The sequence below is a fragment of the Silvimonas soli genome (assembly GCF_030035605.1).
Lineage (GTDB): Bacteria > Pseudomonadota > Gammaproteobacteria > Burkholderiales > Chitinibacteraceae > Silvimonas > Silvimonas soli.
In genome coordinates this window covers 163,671-188,707 of the sequence record NZ_CP106736.1, presented here as the reverse complement: position 1 = coordinate 188,707, position 25,037 = coordinate 163,671, and the positions used below count along the sequence as shown (strand labels likewise).

At 56.9% G+C, this 25,037-nt stretch carries 25 protein-coding genes; 9 read left to right on the top strand and 16 right to left on the bottom strand.

What is annotated here, in order from left to right:
• Positions 1–73 precede the first annotated feature (73 nt).
• From efeB to N7220_RS00775, 5 genes are all read right to left on the bottom strand, one after another.
• A complete protein-coding gene (gene efeB, locus N7220_RS00795) occupies positions 74–1,366 on the bottom strand; it encodes an iron uptake transporter deferrochelatase/peroxidase subunit (protein ID WP_283149571.1) in 1,293 nt (430 codons plus the stop codon).
• 169 nt (positions 1,367–1,535) lie between these two features.
• Complete coding sequence (efeO, locus tag N7220_RS00790; RefSeq protein ID WP_283149570.1) at positions 1,536–2,729, bottom strand: iron uptake system protein EfeO; 1,194 nt, start codon at positions 2,727–2,729, stop codon at positions 1,536–1,538.
• Between the two features lie 92 nt (positions 2,730–2,821).
• Positions 2,822–3,652 carry an iron uptake transporter permease EfeU gene (gene efeU / locus N7220_RS00785; protein WP_283149569.1) on the bottom strand — a complete coding sequence of 277 codons (831 nt, stop codon included), beginning with the start codon at positions 3,650–3,652 and terminating at the stop codon, positions 2,822–2,824.
• A gap of 188 nt (positions 3,653–3,840) precedes the next feature.
• Complete coding sequence (locus tag N7220_RS00780) at positions 3,841–4,332, bottom strand: copper chaperone PCu(A)C (RefSeq protein WP_283149568.1); 492 nt, start codon at positions 4,330–4,332, stop codon at positions 3,841–3,843.
• A 151-nt stretch (positions 4,333–4,483) separates the two neighbouring features.
• Positions 4,484–4,882 (bottom strand): DUF2946 domain-containing protein, encoded by a 399-nt coding sequence (locus N7220_RS00775; RefSeq protein WP_283149567.1) that lies wholly within the window; start codon positions 4,880–4,882, stop codon positions 4,484–4,486.
• 117 nt (positions 4,883–4,999) lie between these two features.
• Here N7220_RS00775 and N7220_RS00770 point away from each other — a divergent pair, with 117 nt between their 5' ends.
• On the top strand, positions 5,000–5,875 hold the full coding sequence (locus N7220_RS00770; protein ID WP_283149566.1) for an EamA family transporter: 876 nt from the start codon (positions 5,000–5,002) through the stop codon (positions 5,873–5,875).
• On the opposite strand, the gene N7220_RS00765 is transcribed toward N7220_RS00770, so the two are convergent.
• On the bottom strand, positions 5,872–6,231 hold the full coding sequence (locus N7220_RS00765) for a translation initiation factor Sui1 (RefSeq protein ID WP_283149565.1): 360 nt from the start codon (positions 6,229–6,231) through the stop codon (positions 5,872–5,874). The genes N7220_RS00770 and N7220_RS00765 overlap by 4 nt on opposite strands.
• 338 nt (positions 6,232–6,569) lie before the next feature.
• On the opposite strand from N7220_RS00765, the gene N7220_RS00760 reads away from it, so the two are divergent.
• On the top strand, positions 6,570–8,195 hold the full coding sequence (locus N7220_RS00760) for an EAL domain-containing protein (RefSeq protein WP_283149564.1): 1,626 nt from the start codon (positions 6,570–6,572) through the stop codon (positions 8,193–8,195).
• Between the two features lie 104 nt (positions 8,196–8,299).
• Here N7220_RS00760 and serB read toward each other — a convergent pair whose 3' ends face one another.
• The 3 genes from serB to N7220_RS00745 all read right to left on the bottom strand — a co-directional run bounded on the left by serB (position 8,300) and on the right by N7220_RS00745 (position 10,975).
• Positions 8,300–9,139 (bottom strand): phosphoserine phosphatase SerB, encoded by an 840-nt coding sequence (gene serB, locus N7220_RS00755; protein ID WP_283149563.1) that lies wholly within the window; start codon positions 9,137–9,139, stop codon positions 8,300–8,302.
• Between the two features lie 116 nt (positions 9,140–9,255).
• Positions 9,256–9,957 (bottom strand): UPF0149 family protein, encoded by a 702-nt coding sequence (locus N7220_RS00750; protein WP_283149562.1) that lies wholly within the window; start codon positions 9,955–9,957, stop codon positions 9,256–9,258.
• Positions 9,958–10,033: 76 nt separating this feature from the next.
• A complete protein-coding gene (locus N7220_RS00745; RefSeq protein ID WP_283149561.1) occupies positions 10,034–10,975 on the bottom strand; it encodes an AraC family transcriptional regulator in 942 nt (313 codons plus the stop codon).
• 100 nt (positions 10,976–11,075) lie between these two features.
• Between N7220_RS00745 and N7220_RS00740 the strand changes: the two genes are divergently transcribed.
• Positions 11,076–11,813: an SDR family oxidoreductase gene (locus tag N7220_RS00740; protein ID WP_283149560.1), complete on the top strand. Its 738-nt coding sequence runs from the start codon at positions 11,076–11,078 to the stop codon at positions 11,811–11,813.
• 129 nt (positions 11,814–11,942) lie between these two features.
• A complete protein-coding gene (locus N7220_RS00735) occupies positions 11,943–12,440 on the top strand; it encodes a dihydrofolate reductase (protein WP_283149559.1) in 498 nt (165 codons plus the stop codon).
• An 88-nt stretch (positions 12,441–12,528) separates the two neighbouring features.
• Here the strand turns inward: N7220_RS00735 and N7220_RS00730 are convergent, their stop codons facing one another.
• Together N7220_RS00730 and rpe are read right to left on the bottom strand one after the other, a co-directional pair.
• Positions 12,529–13,188 carry a phosphoglycolate phosphatase gene (locus N7220_RS00730; RefSeq protein ID WP_283149558.1) on the bottom strand — a complete coding sequence of 220 codons (660 nt, stop codon included), beginning with the start codon at positions 13,186–13,188 and terminating at the stop codon, positions 12,529–12,531.
• 17 nt (positions 13,189–13,205) lie between these two features.
• The gene (rpe, locus tag N7220_RS00725) at positions 13,206–13,892 is read right to left on the bottom strand and encodes a ribulose-phosphate 3-epimerase (RefSeq protein WP_283149557.1); all 687 of its coding nucleotides are present in this window, start codon (positions 13,890–13,892) and stop codon (positions 13,206–13,208) included.
• Between the two features lie 118 nt (positions 13,893–14,010).
• On the opposite strand from rpe, the gene apaG reads away from it, so the two are divergent.
• The 5 genes from apaG to rpoS all read left to right on the top strand — a co-directional run bounded on the left by apaG (position 14,011) and on the right by rpoS (position 18,103).
• Positions 14,011–14,394, top strand: a complete 384-nt coding sequence (gene apaG, locus N7220_RS00720; protein WP_283149556.1) for a Co2+/Mg2+ efflux protein ApaG — start codon at positions 14,011–14,013, stop codon at positions 14,392–14,394.
• 223 nt (positions 14,395–14,617) lie between these two features.
• Positions 14,618–15,361 (top strand): 5'/3'-nucleotidase SurE, encoded by a 744-nt coding sequence (gene surE / locus N7220_RS00715; protein WP_283149555.1) that lies wholly within the window; start codon positions 14,618–14,620, stop codon positions 15,359–15,361.
• Entirely contained in the window at positions 15,358–16,017 is a 660-nt protein-coding gene (locus N7220_RS00710; protein ID WP_283149554.1) for a protein-L-isoaspartate(D-aspartate) O-methyltransferase, read from the top strand. The genes surE and N7220_RS00710 overlap by 4 nt, the downstream gene beginning before the upstream one ends.
• A gap of 83 nt (positions 16,018–16,100) precedes the next feature.
• Positions 16,101–17,138 (top strand): peptidoglycan DD-metalloendopeptidase family protein, encoded by a 1,038-nt coding sequence (locus N7220_RS00705; RefSeq protein ID WP_283149553.1) that lies wholly within the window; start codon positions 16,101–16,103, stop codon positions 17,136–17,138.
• Positions 17,135–18,103 (top strand): RNA polymerase sigma factor RpoS, encoded by a 969-nt coding sequence (gene rpoS / locus N7220_RS00700; RefSeq protein WP_283149552.1) that lies wholly within the window; start codon positions 17,135–17,137, stop codon positions 18,101–18,103. The genes N7220_RS00705 and rpoS overlap by 4 nt, the downstream gene beginning before the upstream one ends.
• 167 nt (positions 18,104–18,270) lie before the next feature.
• Here rpoS and N7220_RS00695 read toward each other — a convergent pair whose 3' ends face one another.
• From N7220_RS00695 to queF, 5 genes are all read right to left on the bottom strand, one after another.
• Complete coding sequence (locus tag N7220_RS00695; RefSeq protein WP_283149551.1) at positions 18,271–21,102, bottom strand: M16 family metallopeptidase; 2,832 nt, start codon at positions 21,100–21,102, stop codon at positions 18,271–18,273.
• A 251-nt stretch (positions 21,103–21,353) separates the two neighbouring features.
• Positions 21,354–22,175, bottom strand: a complete 822-nt coding sequence (gene dapD, locus N7220_RS00690) for a 2,3,4,5-tetrahydropyridine-2,6-dicarboxylate N-succinyltransferase (RefSeq protein ID WP_283149550.1) — start codon at positions 22,173–22,175, stop codon at positions 21,354–21,356.
• A gap of 79 nt (positions 22,176–22,254) precedes the next feature.
• The gene (dapC, locus tag N7220_RS00685; protein WP_283149549.1) at positions 22,255–23,445 is read right to left on the bottom strand and encodes a succinyldiaminopimelate transaminase; all 1,191 of its coding nucleotides are present in this window, start codon (positions 23,443–23,445) and stop codon (positions 22,255–22,257) included.
• A 150-nt stretch (positions 23,446–23,595) separates the two neighbouring features.
• A complete protein-coding gene (msrA, locus tag N7220_RS00680) occupies positions 23,596–24,138 on the bottom strand; it encodes a peptide-methionine (S)-S-oxide reductase MsrA (protein ID WP_283149548.1) in 543 nt (180 codons plus the stop codon).
• A 66-nt stretch (positions 24,139–24,204) separates the two neighbouring features.
• A complete protein-coding gene (gene queF / locus N7220_RS00675) occupies positions 24,205–25,032 on the bottom strand; it encodes an NADPH-dependent 7-cyano-7-deazaguanine reductase QueF (protein WP_283149547.1) in 828 nt (275 codons plus the stop codon).
• Positions 25,033–25,037 lie beyond the last annotated feature (5 nt).

Here is a 25,037-nt window from a genome sequence, read left to right as displayed (position 1 = left end):
AGCCATTAAAAAAGGCCACCTTGCGGTGACCTTTTTAGTTGGACGATGAAGGTGCGCGGCCCTTGGCTGTAGCTCACGCGCTGAGCAAACTCTGCCCCAGAAAATCGCCTGATTTCTTTACCCCGGGCAATACAAAGAAATACCCGCCACCAATCGGTTTGATGTATTCCTCCAGCGGTTCGCCATTGAGACGATTTTGCACAGTGATAAACCCGGCCGCCAGATCGGCCTGGTAGGCCACAAACAGCAAACCCATATCGAACTGGCCCGATTTGGTAATCCCGCGCGAATAGTTATAACCGCGGCGCAAAATCAGGTTGCGCTGGGTGGCTTCAGTGCGTGGGTTGGCCAGGCGGATATGCGCGTCCATCGGCACCTGCGCACTGTGCGGGTTGGCAGCGAAATCCGGCACATCATGCTCTTTGTCCATGCCCAGTGGCGCGCCGGTGGCTTTGTCACGGCCGATGATCTGCTGCTGTTCTTTCAGCGGCGTGCGATCCCACTGTTCGACCAGATTGCGCACCACGCGCACTACCTGATAACTGCCACCCACAGCCCATGCCGGTTCTTTGCTATTACTACTCACCCACACCAGTTCATTCATCAATTGCTGGTTCTGCGCATCCACGTTGGCAGTGCCATCTTTAAAGCCCAGCAGATTGCGCACGGATTCTTTGCCGATCTTGCGCAGGGTATGCGGCGGCAAAAATCCGTCCATTTTCCAGCGCACGGCCAGCAGGTCTGGCGTGTGTTTCACAATGTCACGCAGCGCGTGGATGTTGGTCTCTGCGGTGTTGGAGCAAATCTGCAGCAGCAAATCGCCATGACACAGTTCGTTGTCGAGCTGGTCATTGGGAAATTGATCCATTTCGACCAGATGCAGCGGCTTGTGTGCAGTCAGGCCAAAGCGCTGATCGAACACCGCTGCGCCCAGCGACACAGTCATGGTGAGGTTGTCGGGGAAAATATCCGGCCCCAATAAACCGCTATCGGGCGGCGGCAGGCGCGGGTCCAGTTCCGGGGCGGGGCCGCCGCGCGCGAGAAAATCCACCCGGTCAGTCAACAGGCGCAGCAATCGTTCCAGTTCAGCTTTATTGCGCGCCAGAATATCGAATGACACCACCAATGCTGCCGCCGGTTGCGGCGTGATGATCCCTGCCTGATGCTCGCCAAAGAACGGCTGGTGTTCGTTGGTTGTTTCCGGTTGTTTCCGGTTCAACGTTACCGCAGCCCCTGCAAGCCCACCCAGCGCCGCTGCGCCGCCACCTGCGCCAAGACCAAACAGCAGTCGGCGACGGGAAGGTGACGCCGGTTTGGCGTCGGCAGCGGCAATGGCGTCTGGCGGGAGGGGTTTCTGGTCATTCATGATCGTGCATCTCGTGTTTCAGGTGATTCTAAAGCAGGCCGCTAGACAAGCCTGGAACGGCACAAACCCGGCGATATTTTGCCGTTTTTTCCGTGAGCGGAAAGCGAGGCAAAACGGGCCGGGCAGGGCGGGCCGCCGAAACGGCCCGGGTCATATCAATAACTGGCGATCAATCCAGACCGAGCGTGCCGCGCAGCTTGGAGAGGTCTTCAGCCAAAGCGGTAATCGGGCCTTTGAGTGCTGTGCGGTCGGCTTCGCTGACCTTTTCGTAGCTCTCGAAACCGTCACCTTTACGGTACTTGGCCAGCAAATCGTCCACCTGCTTGAAGTTGTCGTCGATTTTAGGCGACAGTGACGGGTCTGCCTTGTCGACCAATGGGCGCAGCAGGTCATAAATCTTCTTCGCGCCGTCTACATTGGCCTGGAAGTCCCACAGATCAGTATGGCTGTAACGATCCTCTTCACCGCTGATCTTGGTCTTGGCGACTTCTTCGATCAGTTCTGCCGCGCCACCCACCAGCTTCTTGGGCGGGAAGGCCAGCGTTTCAACACGCTTTTGCAGTTCCTGGGTGTCGGCCAGCAGTTTGTCGGCAATCGGTTTCAGGTCTTTGGTCGATTTTTTCTCGAACAGTGTGTATTCAATACGGTGGAAACCCGTAAAGCCTGGATCAGCTTCTTTTTGCTTGTAATCGTCAGCACGCGAATCCATGGATTTATCCAGATCGCTGAACAGTTCGGCAATCGGTTCGATACGCTCGTAATGGGCGCGGGTCGGTGCATACAGCGCCTGGGCTTCTTTCAGCTTGCCAGCGTTAACTGCGGCCACGAACTTGGTCGTGGCTTCGGTCAGCGCCGTGACTTCGGCAGTTACATACGCTTTGTAGTCAGCAAGCGGACCAGCCAGCTGATCTACCGACGGGTGCGTGGTGGATGCGGCCTGGGTGCCGTTTGGTGTTACGGTCAGCTTGCCCTTGGGGTTAGTCAACAAGCCGCAAGTGATGTCGTAATCACCGGCTTCCAGATCGCCCGTCAAGCTTTGGGTAAAGCCTGGTGCAATGTTCTCGCGCTCTTCCACCACCATCACGCCCTTGAGGATTTCCCACTCAACGGCTTGCTTGCTGTTATTGATAATCTTGAATGTGCTTTTGCCAGCAGGCACAGTCAGGTTGGCGGGATCGCAGCCTGCATCGGTAATCGTTACCGTAATTTCAGCTGGTTTGGCAGGCGCTGCGGCCACTGCCGATGCTGGGGCAGACGCCTCGGCAGCAGGCGCAGGGGTTTCGGTTTTCTGGCAGGCAGTCAGAGCTGCGGCAACGAGCAACATGCACAGCGCAGACGGTTTAAGAGCGGAACGGGCATTCATGCTGATTTCCTTCGCGAGTTTATTTTGTTTTGATATTGATACTTAATGACTGCTAACGATTTATTGCCAAATTACAGCCGCTGGCACCGGGCTCAGGCCGGACGCGCTGCGGTTTTTGGCTGCCTGTTGCCAGCCAGGAAGAAATACAAAGCGGGAACCAGAAACAGTACCCAAGCCAGCAGTTCGCCTACCGCCGGTGCATCCTGATAACCAAAAACGCCACCCAGAATCACCCCTAGCGTGCTGCCCGAAGGCAGAATGGCGGTCAGATTAAATGCCGTGTCTTGCAGGCCATTCCACAAACCCGCTTCGTGAAAAGCCTTGACCGCTCCGGATAACAAACCCGCCGCTACAAAAATGATGAAGATGCCGGTCCAGCGGAAAAACTTGCGCAGATCCAGCCGGATGCCGCCCTGGTAAAGGGCTACTCCCAAGCCAATGGCGACAGCCAGCCCCAGCAAGGCGCCGATGGGTGCCGCGATGCCGACATCCTGCTGAAATGCCGCCAGCAAAAAGAAGACAGATTCGAGGCCTTCACGTGCGACGGCAAAGAACACCATGCCGATCAGCGCCCACGCCTGGCCGTTACCTTTGTTCAGCGCGGCATCAATGGAGTCATGCAAGTGCGCTTTGATGGAGCGCGCCGCTTGTTTCATCCAGAACACCATAGAGGTGAGGATGCCCACGGCAATCACGGCGACAATGGCTTCGAACAGCTCTTGCTGTTTTTGCGGAAATTCGCCTTCAGCGGCGTTGATGGCAAAGCCCACGCCCAGGCAAAGCACGGATGCCAGACCCACGCCGGCCCACACCATAGACATCCACCGGCCGCGCCCGGACTGCTTGAGATAACTGGCAATGATGCCGACGATCAGTGCGGCTTCCATGCCTTCGCGCAGCATGATGAGAAAAGGGACCAGCATCGAGCAATATTCCGCAAGGGAGTAATAATCGCGAAATATTATTCAGAATATTTTAAAAATGCAAATCATTCTCATTACATTTTCAGGTGTGTGGTGGCGGGCGCAAAAAAAGGGCAACCAAAGCCAGTTTGGTTGCCCTTTTTTGTGTGCCATCAGTCAGATCGACATTTAAAACGCAGGCTGCGTAACTAGTGCTGGTGCGACATATCCGTTGCCGCTGCGCCCATCGCTTGAACGACTACATCAACGCTGATCGCTCCTGCCTTGGCAAACTGCAAGGTCAGGGCAAAGTGACTACCTTCTTTAAGCGGCGCTTTAAGTCCGTTGAGCATCACGTGATATCCCTGCGGGCTGAAACTGATGTTTCCCTGGGCGGGCAGGGGCAACTGCGGTACGGCCCGCATTTGCATCATGCCATTGGCCATTTTCATTTCATGCACACTGGCTGTGGCGGCCACCGGGCTACTGGCGCCGATGAGGGTGTCGGCGGTTTTGCTGTTATTGGTGATCTCGAAGTAGGCCGCTCCGATAGCGGCGCCAGGTGGTGTGGCGCGAGACCAGGCGTGTTCGACCTGGATTGCATTTGTAGCAGCGGGTTGTGCAGCGGTGGCCGCGAAAGACGCGCAAAGCGCGGTGCTGAGTAGCAGCGGGCGCAGAATTTGTCTGACGAAGTTCAACATGGGTCGATTCCAGTTTGAGATGCCGGCGGGGATCAAGGTCACGGCTAGGCATCACGATATGTGTCAGGTCTCCGCATCTGCTGCGGTAGTCGGCAATCAGCAAAGCCAATCCATGAAAACGGGTGATGGCTGAGCGTGCCACTCTGGGCAATCAGTTCTGCGCTGGCGGCCCGCGCGCTGGTGGCAAGGCAATGATGGATACTTGCGGCGCATTGGATACGGTCGGCTGCGCCAGCACCAGCGCTTGCAGGCTCAAAACAGGCCACTGCCAGATCATGGGCAACAAACCCGGCCCCAATTGCAATGCGCATAGCGGGCAAGGCTTGCTCAACAGCTGTAGCAGATTCAGTGCCCGGCCACGCTGAGTGAGTTGAACCGCCCGGGTGCTATCGACACTGCAAATGGTCAGCGTCGCGGCCAGGTCTGGCTGGCGCGCTGCGTGTAGCTGGCTGAAGGTTGGGCCAACGGCATTGAGCAAAATCGCGAACAGCGCTAGCCGGATGGCGTAGAGCCACCGCGAAGGAGCGTGCCAGCGAGCGGAGTGCTGCATGAGATGAATTCTGCGAATGCCAACGGTGTTGCGGATTCTAGACGGACCTGCATTTGCGGGATAGTGGTGCAGACGGTGGCGGCGCATACTGGACGCCTTTTTTCCGGAATTTGCGGTATGTCTGTAAAAGACTGGCTATCGGCGCTGGTGGTGGTGTTTGTGTGGGGCATCAACTTTGTGATCATCAAAGTGGGCCTGCACGGCGTGCCGCCGATGCTGCTGGGCGGCTTGCGCTTTACGCTGGTGGCTTTCCCCGCCGTATTGTTTATTCCGCGCCCGCAGATTCCGTGGTCCCGCCTGGTGGCTTATGGCGCGACCATTAGCCTGGGACAGTTTGTATTTCTGTTTTCAGCGCTGTATGTCGGCATGCCCGCTGGCTTGGCTTCGCTGGTTTTGCAGGCACAGGCGTTTTTTACCGTGCTGCTGGCGGCAGTGATCTTCAGCGAGCCCGTGCGCTGGCATAACCTGTTGGGCATGATCGTTGCAGCAGTGGGGCTGGCGTTGATCGGGCTGGGCGGTGTGGCGGGAAGTGTATCCGTGTTTGGCTTTGTGCTGACGCTATTGGCAGCATTGTCCTGGGCTGGCGGCAATCTGGTGATCAAGGGGATTGGTCAGGTTAATCCGCTCAGCTTGGTGGTGTGGGGCGCACTGGTGCCGCCGATTCCGTTCTTTGTGTTGTCGCTGTGTCTGGAAGGCCCCGCACGCATCTCTGCCAGCTTGGCCAATCCTGGCTTGAGTAGCGTGCTGGCAATTTTTTATCTCGCCTATGTTGCCACCTGCATGGGTTACGGCTTGTGGGGCAAATTGCTGGCGCATCACCCGGTGCGGCAGATTGCACCATTAACCCTGCTGGTGCCGGTGATCGGCGTGATCTCGGCTGCCGTGGCGTTGGGAGAACATCTGGCGCCGATGCAATGGCTCGGCGGTGCGGTGGTCATGCTCGGTTTGCTGGTCAACGTCTTTGGCCCGCGCTTGCGGGGCATGGCCGTTTAACCGCCAGCGCGCTTGGCGGCCAAGCCCTGTTTCTTGAGCAGCGCCAACACCTGATCGCAATGATCGCCCTGAATTTCAATTACGCCGTCTTTAACGGTGCCACCTGAGCCGCAGACTGTTTTCAGTTGCTTGGCCAATTGGGTGAGTGCCGCTTCGTCCAGCACCGCGCCTTTGACCAGCGTCACGCCTTTGCCTTTACGGCCCTTGGTTTCCCGCGACACGCGTATCACGCCATCAGCAAAACCAGTGGGTGTGGCTTTGCCGCAGCTGCACTGCGCTAGGGGTTGGCGGCAGTCCGGACACATGCTGCCGTGTTCGGTCGAATAAACCAGGCCGCTGGATGAGGGTGTTTTCATCAAAAGCTCGTTTGTGCTGTGTTGTTCAGATGGCGCAATGCCAGCGTGCGCATGATACGTCGCCCTGCGGCTTGAGGCCATCTTGCGCCGCAATGGTACCTGTGAAGTTTGGCAGGTAAGCCCTCCAGCCATTCCGCAGTCATGCCGGGCAAGCGCAAAAGGTACCGACCTTTATCGAACCTCAAGGGTATTGGCACTGCTCCCGGAGGCTGCATTTTCCAGGCAGGGAGGCCCGCGGCTGGCTATGAATGTAAGGGGCGTGGGAAACCGGTATTTATCTGGTTTGCTGTGGACGCGTCCGTTTCGATGCGCAGGCACATTTTGAGAAACCCAGGTTCATGCTGAAATTGTCGACTCCGGGCGGATTACGCCACTCCTTTGTAGTTCTGGTGATATTGGGCGCGATTGCCGTGGCCATTGTGCCGGTAGCTATTGCGACATTGGTGGCAGAGCAGCGAGCCGAGCAAAAAGAATACGACGCGCTCAATCTTTATGCCCAGCGCGGCCTGGCGCGCGTGGAGGTGGTTTTCGACAACGCACGCAAGGCACTGGTGCAAATGGATGGGCTCACCTCCGAGCCTTGCAGTGATGAATACCTCTTTGATATGCGGCGAATTGCCATTAACCATCGCTACGTTCGGGACATCATGGACCTGGACAAAAAGCGCGGAGTTGAATGCAGCGCCATGCTGGGGCACCTGCAACACGAGGTTATTCTTGGGCCGGAAACCTGGAAAGGCACCCGTTACCGGGTTTGGCTGCAAGCCAAAGATCTGGAGCGCACCGGCAACCCGATGATGGTCGTGGCGACCGAAAAAACCGCGATCCTGATCGACCCGGAATCTTTGGTAGACGTGATCAGCGACTATGCCGATTTATCGCTCGGCGTGGTCAATCGGGATGGCACAGAGGTGGTAGCGGCGTGGCGCAATGCCAATCACGTCTATCTGCTGCGGGCGTTTAGCCATCCCTCTACGAATCTGGAGGACGGTAACTACTACGTCGTGGCGAAGTCCTCCGTGTTGCCGATTGCCGTCGTGGCTGGCGAACCCTCGGTTAACCTGCTGCGGCACTGGTATGGCACGTTGACAATCTGGTTGCCGGTTGGCGTGGCGTGCGGCCTGTTGGCGGCAGCCATTTTGCTGTGGATCGTGCGCAGGCGATTCTCGTTGCCTGGGCAGTTGCGCGATGCAATCCGGCGCAAGCAACTACAAGTGCATTATCAGCCCATCATTGAACTGGGCACTGGCCGTTGCATCGGCGCAGAGGCATTGGTGCGCTGGCGCCAGGCGGGCGGCAATCTGGTACGCCCGGACTTGTTTGTACCGGTCGCTGAGGAGTCTGGCCTGATCCAGCCGATGACCGATGAAATTCTGGAGATCATCTGCGCCGAGATGGCCACCTTGCTGCAGACCCGCACTGACTTGTATATCTCGATCAATCTGGCCGCCATTGATCTGGCATCCACCCGGTTTCTGAAGCTATTGACCCCAAAACTTGCTGCATTTGAAATCGGCCCGGCGCAGATTTGCATCGAGGCAACCGAGCGCGGGTTTATGCATGCAGAAACGGCTCGTTCTGTTATTCAGGCCTTTCGGGATGCTGGCCACCAGGTATTCATTGATGACTTTGGCACCGGTTACTCCGGGTTGTCTTATCTGCAGAGTTTTCAGGTGGATGCGCTGAAGATTGATAAATCGTTCATCGATACGGTGGGGACTGAGGCGGTTTCCGCCAGCGTGGCGCCGCACATCGTCGAGATTGGCCGCAGTTTGAATTTGAAACTGGTGGCTGAAGGCATCGAAACCCAGGCGCAGGCGGACTGGCTGGCTCTGCGCGGTGTGCAATACGGGCAGGGCTGGTTATTTGCCAGAGCGCTGCCCGCAACCGAATTTCTGGCTTTTCTGGGTAGAGAAAAGACGATGGCCACACCCGGCGATGTGCGCGTCACACCTGAGACTTAGAACCCAAGCGGTGAGGTTAATCAGCTGCAATGAAAAAAGCACCGACAACGCGGTGCTTTTTTCGGACCATATCGACTACAGGCGAGCCATCAAATGTCCGGCCATCACAAGAAATAATTAAGTACGCCGTCCAGCCCGACATGGTTAATGCAGTACGGCGCTTCGGCCTGGACTTTCGGCTTGGCATGGCATGCCACCCCAAAACCCGCTGCGTGCAGCATCTGCAAATCGTTGGCACCGTCGCCCATGGCCACAACCTGGTCGGCCCGCAAACCGAGTTCATCGCGCATGCGGATCAACTCGGTTTTTTTGCGCTCGGCGTCGACAATGTCACCGAGCACGCGGCCAGTGAGCTTGCCATCGACAATTTCCAGCTCGTTGGCAATGGTCTGGGTGAGCTTCAGCCGGGCTTGCAGTTTTTCGGTGAAAAACGTGAAGCCACCGGAGATCAACAAGGTCTTGGCGCCAGCGGCCTGAAAACCCTTAAGCATGGCCTCGGCTCCAGCCATGAGCTTGAGGCGCTCATCGTAAACGCGCTGCAAGGCGCTGGCGTCCAGCCCGGCCAGCAAAGCCACGCGGCGAGTGAGGCTTTCGCGGAAATCAATTTCGCCACGCATGGCGGCGGCGGTGATCTCCGAAACCTGTGGCTTGATGCCGACCATATCGGCGATCTCATCAATACATTCGATGGTGATCAGCGTCGAATCCATATCCATCACCACCAGACCAATATCGCGTACGCCATGGTCTTCCGGAATAAACGCCCAATCGTATTGAGCGGATTCGCAGAAATCGGCGACGGCTTCTTCGTTGGCGATATCGGCACCGATCAGCCGGAAAGCCTGCTGATGGATAGCCTGGATTTCACCTGCGCCAGAGAGGCGAGCCAGTTGCTTGAGGTTGGGGGTGTCGACTTCTGGAGCCTGAATCACGAGACGGTACATGGGCAGCCGGTCTGAAAAAGTAGGATGGAAAAGTTTGGATTACCGATAAAACAGATGCGTACTTTGCGTCATGCGCAGCCCCGACGAGTCATCGCCGGGGCGCAGGCCGACACCAATCAGGCGCCGTGACACTTTTTGAATTTCTTGCCGCTACCGCAAGGGCAAGGGTCGTTACGACCCACCTTGGCGTCATCACGTTTGACGGTTTCTACCTTGCCAAACTTCTTTTCCAGCCACAGGAACATCAGTTCTTCGACCAGCCAAGGCAGTTCATCCAGCCGTTCTTCGCGCTGTTTGATGGTGAATTTTTCGTCTTCGTTATCCGGGTCATGGCCCAGTTCGACCACCAGGATTTTAGCGATGAGATCATAGAAATCATCGCTTTCGTCCATCAAGGCTTGCCAAGGCTCTTCGCGCACGGCGATCCCGGCGTGAAAACCTGCAGCCCAATACTGGCCAACGGTGTCTTGCCACTTTTCGTCCATCCCTTCGTCGTTCAGGATCAACGGGTAGTACAGCGGCTCTTCGCCCATATTGCTGCGGCTTTTCACCGAGTACGCCTGACGAATTGTGGCAGCGTGGCGGCGGATCAGATCCAGAATGTCGTCGGCTTCAATCTGATCCGAAAACTCGGGTACATGGCCGTCAAATACCGCGGGCAGCCATTCATCCTCGGGGACTTCTTCCGGCCCGATGGTCAGCGCCACCAGGAAACCGTCCAGCATTTCCAGATCCATGGTGGCTTCTGGCGTGCGCGGGCACATCAAAAAGGTATCGAGGCGGTCGAATTCGGTATCGTCAAGCGGTTGCAGCGTCATCACAAACATCCAGGAAGCTCATTCAATCCGCCATTGTACCAGCGCCAATGGCAGTTTCCGCGTTGCGGGCGCGTTTTCAGCCCAGCGCTACGGCTTCGGGCTCTGGTGTGACTGGCGACTGCGCTTGTTCGCGCGCATATCGCGCTGGCGACAGGCCGACGTGGCGGGTGAAAGCAACGCTGAATGTGCTGGCGGAGCTATAACCCACGCGGTCGGCGATTTCGGCAATGGCGAGTTGTTGGCGCCAAAGCAGATTTTTGGCCATGGCCATGCGCCAGGAGAGCAGGTAATCCATCGGTGTGACCCCCACGGTGTGGCTGAAGCGCTCAAAAAAGGCAGAGCGCGAGAGCGCGGCCTCATTGGCCAGTTGGGCAACGGTCCATGCCTGGGCAGGGCTTTCGTGCATATGCCGGATCGCAACTGCCAGGCGTTCGTCGGCCAGCCCACGCAGCAGTCCGGGCGATGCGGCCGTGCCCGCTGTGGAGCGTAGTGCTTCCATAAACAGCACCTCCAGCAGGCGGGACAGAATGACATCCCGTGCTGGTCTTTGCGCGCGGGATTCTTCGCCCACCAGTTGCACCAAGGTCGTTAGCCGACTCTCGCCCCGAACATGCACCAGCTGCGGAAGCAGCGATACCAGCAAGGCTGCATCTGGCGAACCAAAAACACAGTGACCCACCAGTAATTGCACATCTGGCCTGGCATCGGGCGGGCCAAGTCTGAACCTGCCGTCGGCCAAGGCAACGGGTGCAGCTTGCGCGTCTTCAGCGGTCACGGGCTCAAGGCTGGACATGGTGAAGTCGTACGCCGCCGGGATCAGCACAAAGTCGTTTGCCTGCAGGGCGAGAGGTTCACTGCCATCAAACGCAAGGCGGCAAGACCCTTCAAGAATGACGAAGTAGAACGGTTGGCCGGATTCCGTGCGCCGGACCCGCCAGCGTCCGCTGCCGCTGACCATTTTTGCTGCGGTTGCGGCTGGTTGCAGTAGCGCAACGACTTGGGTGAGAGGATCAACCATGATTGGACTCTTGCAAATGAAATCTGGATTTATGAGTGTAGCAAGTCCGGTTGCTGCGATCTATCGTGTTGGTGCTGCCAACCACTCTCTGGAATCCCCCATGAAAACCATTCTGATCTCCGGATGTTCATCCGGCTTTGGCCTTGAAACCGCTCGCTACTTTCTGGACCGCAACTGGACCGTTATCGCCACCATGCGTACGCCACGCACAGACCTGTTGCCAGCCAGCGCGAACCTGCGGGTAATCGCCCTTGATGTCAGCGACCCGCAAAGCATTCGCCATGCCGTTGAAGCAGCCGGACCAATTGATGTGCTGGTCAATAACGCCGGGATCGGGGTGTTAGGCGCGCTTGAGGGCATCGCCATGCAAACCGCTCGTGAGGTGTTCGAAACAAATACCCTGGGTACGATAGCAATGACGCAGGCCGTGCTGCCGCAGTTCAGGCAACGCAAGGCCGGCGTGATCGTCAATGTGACGTCGAGCGTGACATTGCTGCCACTGCCGCTGCTTGCGGTTTATACCGCCAGCAAGGCCGCGGTAAATGCGTTTACTGAGTCGCTGGCGCTGGAACTGCAGCCATTCAATATCCGGGTTGGCCTGGTGCTTCCTGGTCGGGCTCCGGAAACGCGATTTGGTGAAAACGCTCAATCACGGATGAAGGATGGCATCCCGCAGGCCTACGCCGAGCTGGCACAGCAGGTGTTTGCCCAATGGGCGCAGTCATCGGCAGTGACGCGCGCGCAGGATGTGGCGAAAGCGATATGGCGGGCAGCGACTGATCCGGCCAGCCCGATGCGGATCGCGGCGGGCGCAGATGCCTTGGCATTGGCCGGGTAAGCTCAAAACCGCAGTGCCCTTGGGCTGGGTGGTGCGGTTTAAAAAAGGGCAGAGCGTTGCCGTGAGCGGCGGCTTCCCCCAAAATGCCGCCTTGTCTGTGAGAACCGCATTGCCTGCCCGGAGCTGTATATGAGCCACAAGCCAGAAGTTGCATTGATCGCCGCGCTGGGCACCAATGGTGTCATCGGCATTGAAAACCGCCTGCCATGGCGCTTGCCGGATGATCTCAAACGGTTCAAGGCATTGACATTGGGTCGCCCGATTCTGATGGGCCGTAAAACCTGGGATTCACTGGGTCGCCCGCTGCCGGGGCGTCGCAATCTGGTGGTAACGCGCCAGACGGATTGGCAAGCTGCGGGCGCTGAAGCCTACCCCAGCATCGAAGCGGCCCTGGCGGCGTGCCCTGACGTTGAAAGCGTATTTGTGATTGGCGGTGGCGAAATCTACCGCCAAGCCTTGGCGATAGCGGACGTGCTGTATCTGACCGAGGTCGCACTGGCCCCGCAAGGCGATGCGTTTTTCCCGGAGTTCGACCGTGCCGTGTGGCAGCCGACGCAGCGTGAAGAGGGCGTGGATGAGGCTAGCGGCGTGACCTACGCGTGGGTGGATTACCGGCGCAAAGGCTGACGCCTCGTCATTGGCAAGTCGATACGCTGGATATTAAAAAAGCACCGTTAAATCGGTGCTTTTTGTTTTTGCAGCCCGCGCCGGTGGCTTAATCCACAAATTCCAGCAGATCGGCAAAATGATGGATCACCCGATCCGCGCCCAGATCGTCCAGATTGCTGCCATAGCCATAGCTCACGGCAACTACGGGGCAACCAGCGGCGTGTGCGGCCAGGACGTCGTTTTTGGAATCCCCGACCATTAACATTTCTTCCGGGCTGATATTGAGCGCCTGCGCCACATGCAGCAGCGGCATGGCCGAAGGTTTTTTTTCGGTCAGCGTGTCGCCCGCAACCACCACCTCAAACCGTTCGCTCACGCCCAGCTCACGTAGCAGCGGTAGCGTATAGCGCTCAGGTTTGTTGGTAACAATGGCCAGCGGAAATCCCAGCTCATGCAACCGTGACAACGTCATCTGCACTTGCGGGTAGAACGTGGTGTCGATCGACAAGCCTTGTTTGTAGTGGCGATCAAACAGTGCCATGGCTTCTTTTTGCAGCGCGGTGCCGGTGTACTCGGCGGCATGACTGTCGGCCAGCGTGCGGGCAACCAGAGAACTGGCACCATCGCCGACATAACTGGCCACTGTGGCTTGCGCCAGCGGTGCCAACGCCATATCGGCGCGGGCAGCGTTGGCAGCGCGCGCGAGGTCGGCAATCGAATCGACCAGCGTGCCGTCCAGATCAAATGCAAAGGCTTTGATGTCCATACCAGAACCTTTACTGCTTACTTGCCGACGTGGCGGTTAATCTCGCCATGCATGGCGGCGATGATGGCTTTGTAATCCGGGTGGCCAAAAATGGCCGAGCCCGCTACAAAGGTATCGACGCCCGCAGCAGCAATCTCGCCAATATTGTCGACCTTCACGCCACCGTCGATCTCCAGATGGATGTGGCGACCGGTTTTATCTTTGTAGCGATCCAGCTTGGCGCGCGCCTGGCGGGCTTTTTCCAGCATTTCCGGAATAAACGCCTGACCGCCAAAGCCCGGGTTTACCGACATCAGCAACACCATATCGACCTTGTCCAGCACGTAATCCAGATGATCAAGCGAGGTGGCCGGATTAAACACCAGACCGGACTGGCAGCCGTGCTCGCGAATCAGTCCGAGCGAGCGGTCAACATGATCGGAGGCTTCCGGGTGGAAAGTGATGATATTGGCACCGGCTTTCGCAAAATCAGGAATGATGCGGTCAACCGGACGCACCATCAGATGCACATCAATGGGCAGATTGGTATGCGGGCGAATGGCTTCACACACCATCGGGCCAATGGTGAGGTTGGGGACGTAATGGTTGTCCATGACATCGAAGTGGATCAGGCTGGCGCCAGCTTCCGACACGTTACGCACCTCTTCACCCAGTCGGGCAAAGTCGGCGGATAGAATGCTGGGGGCAATGCGGTATTCGGCCATGAAGAACTCCGTGAGATTTATGAGACTATGGCCCGGATTGTATCTCATTCGGCATGCCGTCCGTTGGGCCAGGCTGCTAAGATGTGCCTGAATAAGAACTCAACTGCAGGCTGGACCCATGAGCGAAAAGCCAGAATTTGTCATTGAAATAGTCCCCAACGCGTCTTACGTGGCCGAGCAATCGGACGAAGCGGAAGACCACTACGTGTTTGCCTACCGCATTGCCATCACCAATCGCAGCACAGCCACTGTCCAGTTGATTTCACGTCACTGGATCATCCGTGACATGGAAGGGCGCGAGCAGGAAGTGAGCGGCTTGGGCGTTATCGGTGAACAGCCGGTGCTGGAACCGGGGCAATCCTTTGAATATATGAGCGGTACCACGCTGGAGTCGCCGGTGGGCACCATGCGCGGCACTTATCAGATGCGCACCGCCGACGGCACCTTGTTTGATGCGCAGATCCCCGAGTTTTTGCTGTCGGTGCCACGCACGCTGCATTAATCAACTATCACCCCACAATCAGCCAGCCCGCAGCGCAGGTAAACCACGTGCTACGCGGGCCAGTCACTGCAGATTATCTGCTGCACATTTGTGCAATATCTATCCGTTTTGGCCTGTAATGCATGCTGGCGATTTCCGGTAAAGCCGGAATACGCAACGCTCATGCCTGCGCTGCTTCGCCGTAACGTCCCATGCAGCTAGAATACGGCGCAGTGGAGGCCGCATGCGCATATTAGTGTCCAACGACGATGGTTATTTCGCCACCGGTATCGCAGCTCTGGCTGCGGCGCTGGCGGACGAGCACGAGGTAATGGTTTGCGCACCCGAGCGTGACCGCAGTGGTTCGAGTAATTCGCTCACGCTGGATAGACCGCTGAATGTTCGGCGGGCGCCTAACGGGTTCTTTTACGTGAATGGCACCCCGACCGATTGCGTGCATCTGGCGGCAACCGGCCTGATGGATCAACTGCCCGATCTGGTGGTGTCCGGTATTAACCACGGCGCCAATATGGGCGACGACACTGTTTATTCCGGCACGGTCGCCGCGGCCACTGAAGGTTATCTGCTGGGTGTGCCGGCCATTGCGTTTTCGCTGGCGTCACGCAATCCACAACATTTCGAGATCGCCGCGCAAGTGGCCAGCGAACTGATCGCCCATACTCTGGCGCACCCGTTTGAGACACCGGCGTTATTGAACGTCAATATCCCCGATTTGCCATACGACCGCATTCTGGGCCGCAAAGTAACCCGGTTGGGTCGTCGCCATCGGGCCGCATCGGTCATCAAGGACCAGAACCCGCGCGGCGACCCGATCTGGTGGGTCGGGCCGGTGGGCAGTGCGGCGGTGGCGGGGGAAGGCACCGATTTTCACGCTGTGGCCAATGGTTATGTCTCGATTACGCCGCTTTCTGTTGATCTCACTGCATATTCGGAACTGGATACGGTATCGAAATGGCTATGCGCATGAATTTCAGTAATGTCCCTGGCATGGGCATGACCTCTGCCCGCACGCGCACCCGCATGATCGAGCGGCTGAAAAGCCAGGGGATTGTCAGTAGCGAAGTGCTGGGCATCATGGGCGAGGTGCCGCGGCATGCCTTTGTGGATGAAGCGATTTCACACAAAGCGTATGACGATATGTCGCTTCCTATCGGTCATGGCCAGACCATCTCCCAGCCATATATTGTGGCGCGCATGACCGAATTGGCGATTGGCGTGGCACAGCGCGAACGTGTGCTCGAAATTGGTACGGGTTGCGGTTATCAGACCACGGTGCTGGCGCAGTTCTTTAAAACAGTCTATTCGATTGAACGTATTGGCGGCCTGGCCAAACAGGCTCGGGAACGTTTATCCACTTTGGGTGTTCTCAATACACGTCTAAGGCATGGCGATGGCAGCCGGGGCCTGCCGGATGGCGCTCCCTACGACGTCATCATGCTCACGGCCGCCGCGCCGGTCGTCCCTGAAGCGTTGATCGCGCAATTGAAACCCGGCGGGCGCATGATTTTCCCGGTTGGGGGCGAAATTCAGGAATTGCGTATGATCGAACTCACGACCGACGGTCCGGTGGAGCAACGGCTGGAGAAAGTCCGCTTTGTGCCGCTCTTGCCTGGTATGGCGTGAATTAGCACGCCTGCGCCACATTGCCGGGAGCCGTCCCGGATGTTACATAACTACACAAAATCAGAAAGTCCAAGGAGAAATTAGTGAACTGGCAGCGCCTCATCGTCCCCGCCGCATTGCTGTTGCTGACTGCATGTGCCAATCAGCCGAACCAACCGGCGCCGATTGTTGATCGCTATCAACAGGGCAGCACCGCACCAACCCCGGCCCCGACTGCGCCTGCTGGTAACCACGGCCCGATCGTGGCCTCGGGTGCGACAGGTGATACCTATGTTGTCCAGAAAGGGGATGGCTTGTACCGGATCGCCATGGATCATGGCGTGGCATATCGTGATCTGGCAGCCTGGAATAATCTGGATGACGTGAATTCGATCAAGGTCGGCCAGGTATTGCGGCTGACCGCACCGGGTTCTACACCCGCCGCCGCAGCGGATGCAGGTGGCGTAGAAGTGCGACCCTTGAAAGATGCCGCACCTGCAGCCACCGCGGCAACGCCTGCCACCGCACCGGTGGTGGCAGCGAACAAAAGCTATCCCAAAGCCATGAAGTTGCCATATAGCGCGCAAAACGCCAGCGGGATCGCGGCACTGGCAGAAGGCCCGGCAGTTGTATCAAAACCACAGCAGGACATTGCGAGACCGGCCAAGGCTGCGACAGCTTCGGAAATGGCCGCAACTGCCGATGCCGTTACAAAAAGTAACGATAAATCAGCCTCGCAACCGGTATCTGAGGCCGCTTCTGCTGCGGCAAGTGAGGTGGACTGGATGTGGCCAACCACGGGCCAACCGACAAAACCTTTCACTGATGAAAGTAGAGGTATTGATATTGTCGGAAAAATGGGGCAGTCTGTTATTGCGTCAGCGTCTGGTAAGGTCGTTTACGCGGGCAGTGGCTTACGTGGCTACGGCAAAATGATCATCATCAAGCACAGTAACGAATTCCTGAGCGCATACGCGCATAACAGCAAATTGCTGGTCAAGGAGGGCGACATCGTCAAGAAGGGTGAAAAGATCGCGGAGATGGGCAACACCGATGCCGACCAGGTCAAACTGCACTTTGAAATTCGCAGATTTGGTAAACCAGTCGATCCAGCCAAATACATCCACTCAGATAAATCATGAACGATCAAATCGATATCCTGGAAGACGAAGCGTTACTCGAGGAAGAAGAACTCGAGTCAATTGATAACGAAGCAGAAGGGGAAACCGAGACAGAAGCTGCGGCTGCAGAAGAGGCCGACGCGCCTGTCTATGAGAGCACTGGCGACGTTACCCAGATTTATCTAAATGAAATCGGTCACAGCCCGCTACTTACTCCGGATGAAGAACGGGCACTGGCACGGCGCGTGGTTCAAGGCGATTTTCCTGCCCGCCAGAAAATGATCGAGCACAACCTGCGTTTGGTGGTGAACATCGCCAAGCACTACATCAACCGCGGTATGACCTTGCTTGATCTGATCGAGGAAGGAAATATCGGCCTGATGCATGCACTGGAAAAGTTTGATCCAGAGCGTGGATTCCGTTTTTCGACTTATGCCACGTGGTGGATTCGCCAAAGCATCGAGCGCGCCATCATGAATCAGTCGCGCACCATTCGACTGCCTGTGCACATCATCAAAGAACTCAATGTGTATCTGCGTGCGCAACGCCATCTGGAAGCGCGCATGGGGCACGAGCCAACGGTAGAAGAAATTGCCGCGCTGGTGGGCAAACCAGTGGAAGATGTACGCCGGATCATGGGTCTGAACGAGCGAGTTGCTTCGCTGGACGCGCCGCTGGATATCGATCCAATGTTGACCATCGGTGAGTCCATCCCCGATGACCAGCATGATGGTCCGGAAACGCTGTTGCAGAACATGGAAATCGAACGCTATGTGCGCGACTGGCTCAAGCAACTGAACGACAAGCAACGCATGGTAATCGAGCGCCGTTATGGCTTGAATGGTTATGAAATCTGCACGCTGGAAGACTTGGCGGCGAGCCTGAATCTGACCCGCGAAAGAGTACGGCAGATCCAGATTGAAGCACTGGAACAACTGCGCCGCATCTTGCGTCGCTACGGGGTAACCCGCGATGTGGTGCTTTAACGAGTCTGGGTTAAATTTCGTCGGCCATTACCGACAATAAAAAACGGCTAAATGATCAATCTCATTTAGCCGTTTTTTATTGGCACTACGCATGACTACTTGCCTGGGGGTGCCACGCTGCGATGAATTCACCGCCGCGTGGCACCACCATTGACGCTACGCTATGACTATTTGCTGCTGATCTTGTGATCGGGCACCACGATAAAGCTGTAGGTCTTGTTGGCGACCAGATAATGGCGCGCCAGTGAGTCCAGGTCGGCCTTGCTGATGCTCTGATAGTCGCTGGCCCGCGAACGCGCCCAATCTAGCCGGGCTGGTACTTCTTGCGAACCATTCATGACAGTGCCCAGCCAGTAGCCGTTAGTGCGCTCGGAGTCGCGAATCCCGGTGAGGATCGGTGCTTTGGCGCGTTCCAGTTCATCGTCGGTAATGCCTTTGCTTTGCAGGTCAGCAGCAATCTTGCGCACTGCATTGGCCACCTTGTCGGCTTGTTCCGGTTCCACCGTAATCAATACGCCAATCGAGCCGTAATTGGTGAACACCTCGCTCAGCTGCGAGAAGGCCTGCGGGCTGTACGAACTGCCCATCTGCATGCGGATGGTGTCCCACAAGCGGTTCTTCAGGACTTCGGCCAGCAGATTGAAACGGCGAGTCAGATGAATGTCTTTGCCATCGGTGGCTGGCCACACAATAAACACCAACCCGCGATTGATCTCGGTGGCCACCGTGTACCGCTGGTTCACCGCTTGAGCCGGGAAGTTGACGACGCGTTGCGCGGTGTAATCCGGCTTGGCATCGCGTTGTGGCAGGGCACCCAGCGTTTGCGATACCGCAGCTATGGTTTGCGGGATGTCGATATCACCGACAATCGATACTTCCAGCGGTCCGCTGCTCAGTTGCGGTTGCAGCCACGTTTTCAGTTCGTCCAGATTGCGCGACAAAGCCACTTTCTGATCGGGAATGCCAAAGCGCGGATCGTGGTCGGCCAGCTCGCTGGCAATGCGCGTCTGCAACAAGCCTTCCGGCGTATGCGCCAGCTCCGTCTGGTTCTCTACGATGGCTTTGCGGGCCATAGACAGCGCTTCTGGCCGGTAGCCAGGATGTGCTAGATAAGCGGCCAGCAATTGCAATTGCAGCTGCAGATTGTCCTGGTTGGTATTGGCCGAGAAGGTCAGGGCATCGCTGCCGACACCAAAGTTGAGCCCGACTTGCTTGCCAGCCAATGCGGTTTGCAGGTCATCAATGCCCAGCTTGTCCAACCCGCCGGTTTTGAATCCAAGATTGGCCAGGTAGGCCAAACCAGGTTGAGTGGCTGCAGGTTCGGTCAGCAAGCCGCTGCCCACGCGCAAAATCACGCTCACGGTGTTGGCCTGAAACGGGGTTTTCTTCAGATTCAGGCGGACGCCATTGGCAAACTGCACTTGGGTGATCCCCAAATCATCAATCTGCTTCTGTTTGGCTACCGCGCCAGCAGGGCCAAAATCCTTGTATGGAAACTCGGTCGTTTTATCAGCATCCGGGGCTTTTACGGCCTGAGTCTGGCCTTGCTGATAAGCCGCTAGGATTTGTGTTTGCGGCTGATCCAGTTTGACGTTACCGGCAACAAACACTTTTCGGCCACCCGACCAGGCTTTGCGCAGTGCGTCCAGGCAATCTTGTGGCGTGACTTTATCCAGCAACGGGCCGAGCAGGGCGAGATCTTGCTGCGGCGACGTAAATACATTGTCGTCATTGAGCGAGTCGGCTATCGAACCCGCCAAGCGATCAGAACGGCGCGTTGCGGCGCTGGATACTGATTGCTGCAAATCCGTGCGCATATTGGCGGTGGCGACCTTGAGTTCGGCAGCAGTAAAACCGTGTTCCAGTGCGCCGCGCAATTGTTGCTCGACCAAGCCCAAGGCCGTTTGCCATTGTTCCGGCTTGGCCGAAGCGCCGATGGTGCTGATACGCACTTGCTTGAACATGTCGTAGACACCGGTATACGCGCCATTGAGCGGCGAATTTTCCTGGTGTGCCAGCATGTCCAGCCGCCGCGACAACATATCCAGCGCCAGTTGCAACGTTTGGTCGCTCAGGCGGATTTGCGCTTTGTCTTCTCCAGGGAAAGGCTGCAGCGTTTGAATGCTGATATTGGTATTCGGGGCGTCGGCCTCGTAGTGATATCCCACCTGCACGTCTTTTACTGTCGACTGAATCCGCAGATCGGGCGCAGCGCGTTCTGGCGCGCGAGCGGTTAATCCGCCGAATTCCTTGTTAATCAGCGCGACGGTTTTGACAACATTCAAGTCACCCACCGCAATGATGGTCAGGCGGTCCGGCCGATACCAGGTGTTGTAAAGGTCAGCAAAGCGATCACGATTGGCCGCATTGATGACACTTTCCTGGCCAATGGGCATGCGCTGAGCAGGCAATGAGCCGGGCAGCAGGAAGTTGATTTCCGCTACGTAGTTGCGGAAGGCTACCGAATCACGGGCGCGTTTTTCGCTGAGGATAACGCCGCGTTCACTGTTGATTTGATCTTGTTGCAGCAGCAATCCGCCCGAGAAATCAGCGAACACCTGCAGGCCTTCAGTCAACGTATGTTCTTTGGTGTCAGGCAGCTCCAGCTGGTACACCGTGCGATCCTGACCGGTGTTGGCGTTGGCGTCGCTGCCCATGCCCATACCCAGGCGCTGGAAGTAGTTCACCAGCGTATCCGGCTTGTAATGCGTACTGCCCTTGAACGCCATGTGCTCCAGAAAGTGGGCCAGGCCTTGTTGGTCATCGGTTTCGTTCAACGAACCGGCTTTGACCAGCAAGCGCAGGCTGGCACGACCTTTAGGCTCGCTATTGGGCAGAACGACATAGCGCACGCCGTTATCGAGCACACCCCATGTGGCGGCGGGATCGGGCTTGATGTCACTTTGGTCTTGCGGGAAACCGGGTTTGGCCTGAGCAGCTGTGGCGAGCAAGCCCACAGACAACAGTGAGGCAACAAGAAGCTTGCGGATAAGGGGCATGAATTGACACCGAGTCTTTAGAGTGACGATGACAACGGTGCTCTGGCGACCTATCCGCGACACGGCATGCCATTTGTTGGCATGCCAGCCCAAGGTGCACCAGAACGCAATTGCCAGCCACTCTTGTTATTGGGGTATTCAAATAACGAGCGGGGACCGGTTTTGTGCACCGCGCGCCAGGAAAGGCGCACAAAGCGGGCCATGACGCCGGCCGGGGCGTGAATATCCCGGCCGGCTCAGGCAGATTTGAATCAGATGCCGCGCAGAAGTTCGTTAATGCCGACCTTGCCGCGAGTCTTGGCATCGACCTTCTTCACGATTACAGCGCAGTACAGGCTGTAGGAGCCATCTTTGGAAGGCAGATTGCCCGATACCACCACCGAACCGGCCGGGATGCGGCCATAAGTCACTTCGCCGGTTTCGCGGTCATAGATCTTGGTGGATTGGCCGATGTAAACGCCCATCGAAATCACCGAGCCTTCTTCCACGATCACGCCTTCAACCACTTCCGAGCGCGCACCGATAAAGCAGTTGTCTTCAATGATGGTCGGGCCGGCTTGCAGCGGCTCCAATACACCACCAATACCCACGCCGCCGGACAAGTGAACGTTCTTGCCAATCTGCGCGCAAGAACCGACGGTGGCCCAAGTGTCGACCATAGTGCCTTCATCAACATAAGCACCGATGTTGACGTACGAAGGCATCAGCACCACGTTCTTGCCAATAAACGAGCCGCGACGCGCCACGGCGTTGGGCACAACACGGAAACCACCAGCGCGGAAGTCAGCCTCGCTGTAGTCGGCAAACTTGCTAGGGACTTTGTCGAAGTACTGAGTGCAACCGCCATCCAGCAAGACGTTGTCGTTAATGCGGAACGACAGCAGAACGGCTTTCTTGAGCCACTGATTGGTTTGCCATTGGCCGTCCACTTTTTCAGCGACGCGCCACAGACCTTTATCCAGACCGTTGATGGTTTCGTTGATGGCATCACGCAGTTCGGCGGTTACGTTGCCTGGGTTGATCTCGGCGCGATTTTCAAATGCGGTTTCGATAACGGCTTGCAGGTTGCTCATGGCGGTTCCTGTTCAGGTTGATATGGCTTGCTGATTAATCGGATAAATTCAAATGTAGACGCTTGGGCTTAAAACCCGATTAAAGCGTCTGGCAGAAATGAACGATGCGTTTGGCGGCGGCAATGCAATCTTCCAGCGGTGCCACCAGCGCAATCCGCACGCGATTCGCTCCCGGATTCACGCCGTGCGCATCGCGCGCCAGATAGGAGCCCGGCAAAACGGTAACGTGCTGTTCGGCATACAGGCGTCGGGCAAATTCGGTGTCGGCAATGGGCGTGCTGGCCCACAGATAGAACGAGGCATCGGGCATGGCCACGTCCAGCACTGTCGCCAGTTCTGGTGTCACAGCGGCAAATTTGGCGCCATAAAGACTGCGGTTCTCGACAACATGAGCCTCATCGTTCCAGCCGGCAATACTGGCCGCCTGAATGGAAGGGCTCATGGCGCAGCCGTGGTAAGTCCGGTACAGCAAAAATTTTGCCAGAATAGCCGCGTCGCCAGCGACAAAGCCCGAACGCAAGCCTGGCACGTTAGAGCGTTTGGACAGCGACGAAAACACCACCAGCCCGCGATAATCGCGCCCCAGCTTGTGGGCTGCTTCGAGCCCACCCAGCGGCTTGGCATCGTCAAAGTAAATCTCGGAATAACATTCATCGCTGGCAATAACAAAGCCGTAGCGATCTGCCAGCGCAAACAGTTTTTTCCAGTCATCCAGCGAGGCTACCGCACCGGTCGGATTGCCGGGCGAGCATACAAACACCAGCTGGGTGCGTTGCCAGACATCTTCCGGCACGCTATCCCAATCGGGTTGAAAGCGGTTCTGCGCCAGGCAGTTCACATAAAACGGTTCAGCCCCGGCCAGCAGCGCGGCGCCTTCATAAATCTGATAAAACGGATTAGGGGAGATCACCACCGGCTTGTTGCCGGTTTCGGTGTTGATCACGGCTTGGGCGAACGAAAACAACGCCTCGCGGCTGCCGTTGACCGGGATGATTTCGGTGGCCGGATTGGGCGCAGGTAGATCGTAACGACGAGCAAGCCAATGACTGATCGACTCACGCAGTGCTTCCGAGCCCAGCGTGGCCGGATATGCAGCCAGACCGTCCAGATTGTTGACGAGCGCGGCTTTGATCAGCTCCGGCGTGGCGTGCTTGGGCTCCCCGATCGACAAGTTGATGTGCTTGAACACCGGGTTGGGCGTAACACCGGCAAACAGCGATTTCAACTTCTGGAACGGGTAGGGATGCAGGTCGTCGAGCCGGGGTGACATGTCGCAGCTGGGCCTTAGGGAAAACGGCGATTATACCGGCGTTGGCATCATGCTAACACCCGCTGATTAACGCGAATGTCAGGCCAAATGAAAAACGCGATGCCGCCCGATAAAGGCAGGCATCGCGTTAACGGTCACAAATGACTGGTTTTACAGGCTTTCTTTGGCTTGCTGCGGAAAGTATTTCAGCAGCTTGTGCACTTTGGAGGCCACTACCAACGAGCAATACGGCTGTTCGCCATGCTGATTGAAGTAGTTGTTGTGGTAGTCCTCAGCTGGCCAGAACTCCTGCGCAGGCGTCAGTTTGGTAACGATTGGGTCCGGATAGGTTCCCGCTGCGCTCAACTCCGCAATTTTGGTGCGGGCAACAGACTCTTGTTCGCCATTCAGATAAAAGATTTCCGAGCGATATTGGGTGCCAATGTCATCGCCTTGGCGATTCAACGTCGTTGGGTCGTGAATCGTGAAATATACATCCAGCACATCTTCGTAGCTGATTTCATCCGTATTGAAGGAAATCTTCAGAATTTCGGCGTGGCCGGTTTCTCCGGTGCACACGGCCTTGTAGGTTGGGTGCTGCACATGACCGCCCATATAGCCCGATTGCACAGCGGTAATACCGCGCAGGCGTTGAAAAACCGCTTCCATGCACCAGAAACATCCACCAGCCAGGATCGCAACTTCAGTGGTCATTGATTTCTCCTTGTGGGATTTGTGATTTGGCGCGTTCACGCCTTGTTGTGGGCCAGCAGATCAGGCTTACTGTCGCGCCGTCCGGATATTGGTCGGCTGCGGGCCGCTGAAATTACAACGGTAAGGATTGATGTCCAGACCACCACGACGCGTATAGCGCGCGTAGACGGCCAGTTTCATGGGTTTGCAGTCACGCATGATGTCGACAAAAATGCGCTCGACGCACTGCTCGTGAAACTCGTTGTGGTTGCGAAACGAGATCAGATAACGTAGGAGGCTTTCGCGATTGATCGGCGCGCCGACATAACGAATCTGTACGCTGGCCCAGTCTGGCTGGCCGGTAACGAGGCAGTTGGACTTCAACAGATTGGAAGTCAGCACTTCATCGACCGGGCTATCCAGTTGGTCACAACGCAACAGACCCGGTGTGGGTTCGTAGTTGTCGACTTCGATATCCAGATTGTCGATGCAATAGCCGGCCAGATCGGCCATTTTCTGCGCTGCAAAAGCTTCAGGCTCAAACAGCTGCACGATTACTGGCGCGCCAGCAGCGGCGGAAATATCGGCTTGCAATAACGATTGCAATGCTTCGATGTCAGCCAGACGGGTTTGGTTGAAACTGTTCAGGTAGAGCTTGAATGATTTGGACTCAACAATATTCGGGCTTTCGGCCGGAATATGAAACGTTGCCATCGCCACTTGCGGCTTGCCGCGGGCATTGAGCCAGCTCAGTTCAAAGGCGTTCCAGATATCGACACCCATAAATGGCAGCGTGCCGGTTACACCGATTTCATCACGCTTGCCTTGGCGGGGAATCGGAAACAGCAATGATGGATCGTATTCAGTCTTGTAGCTCACCGCTTTGCCAAGGGGTGAGAATTCAGCTTCGCTCATGCGTG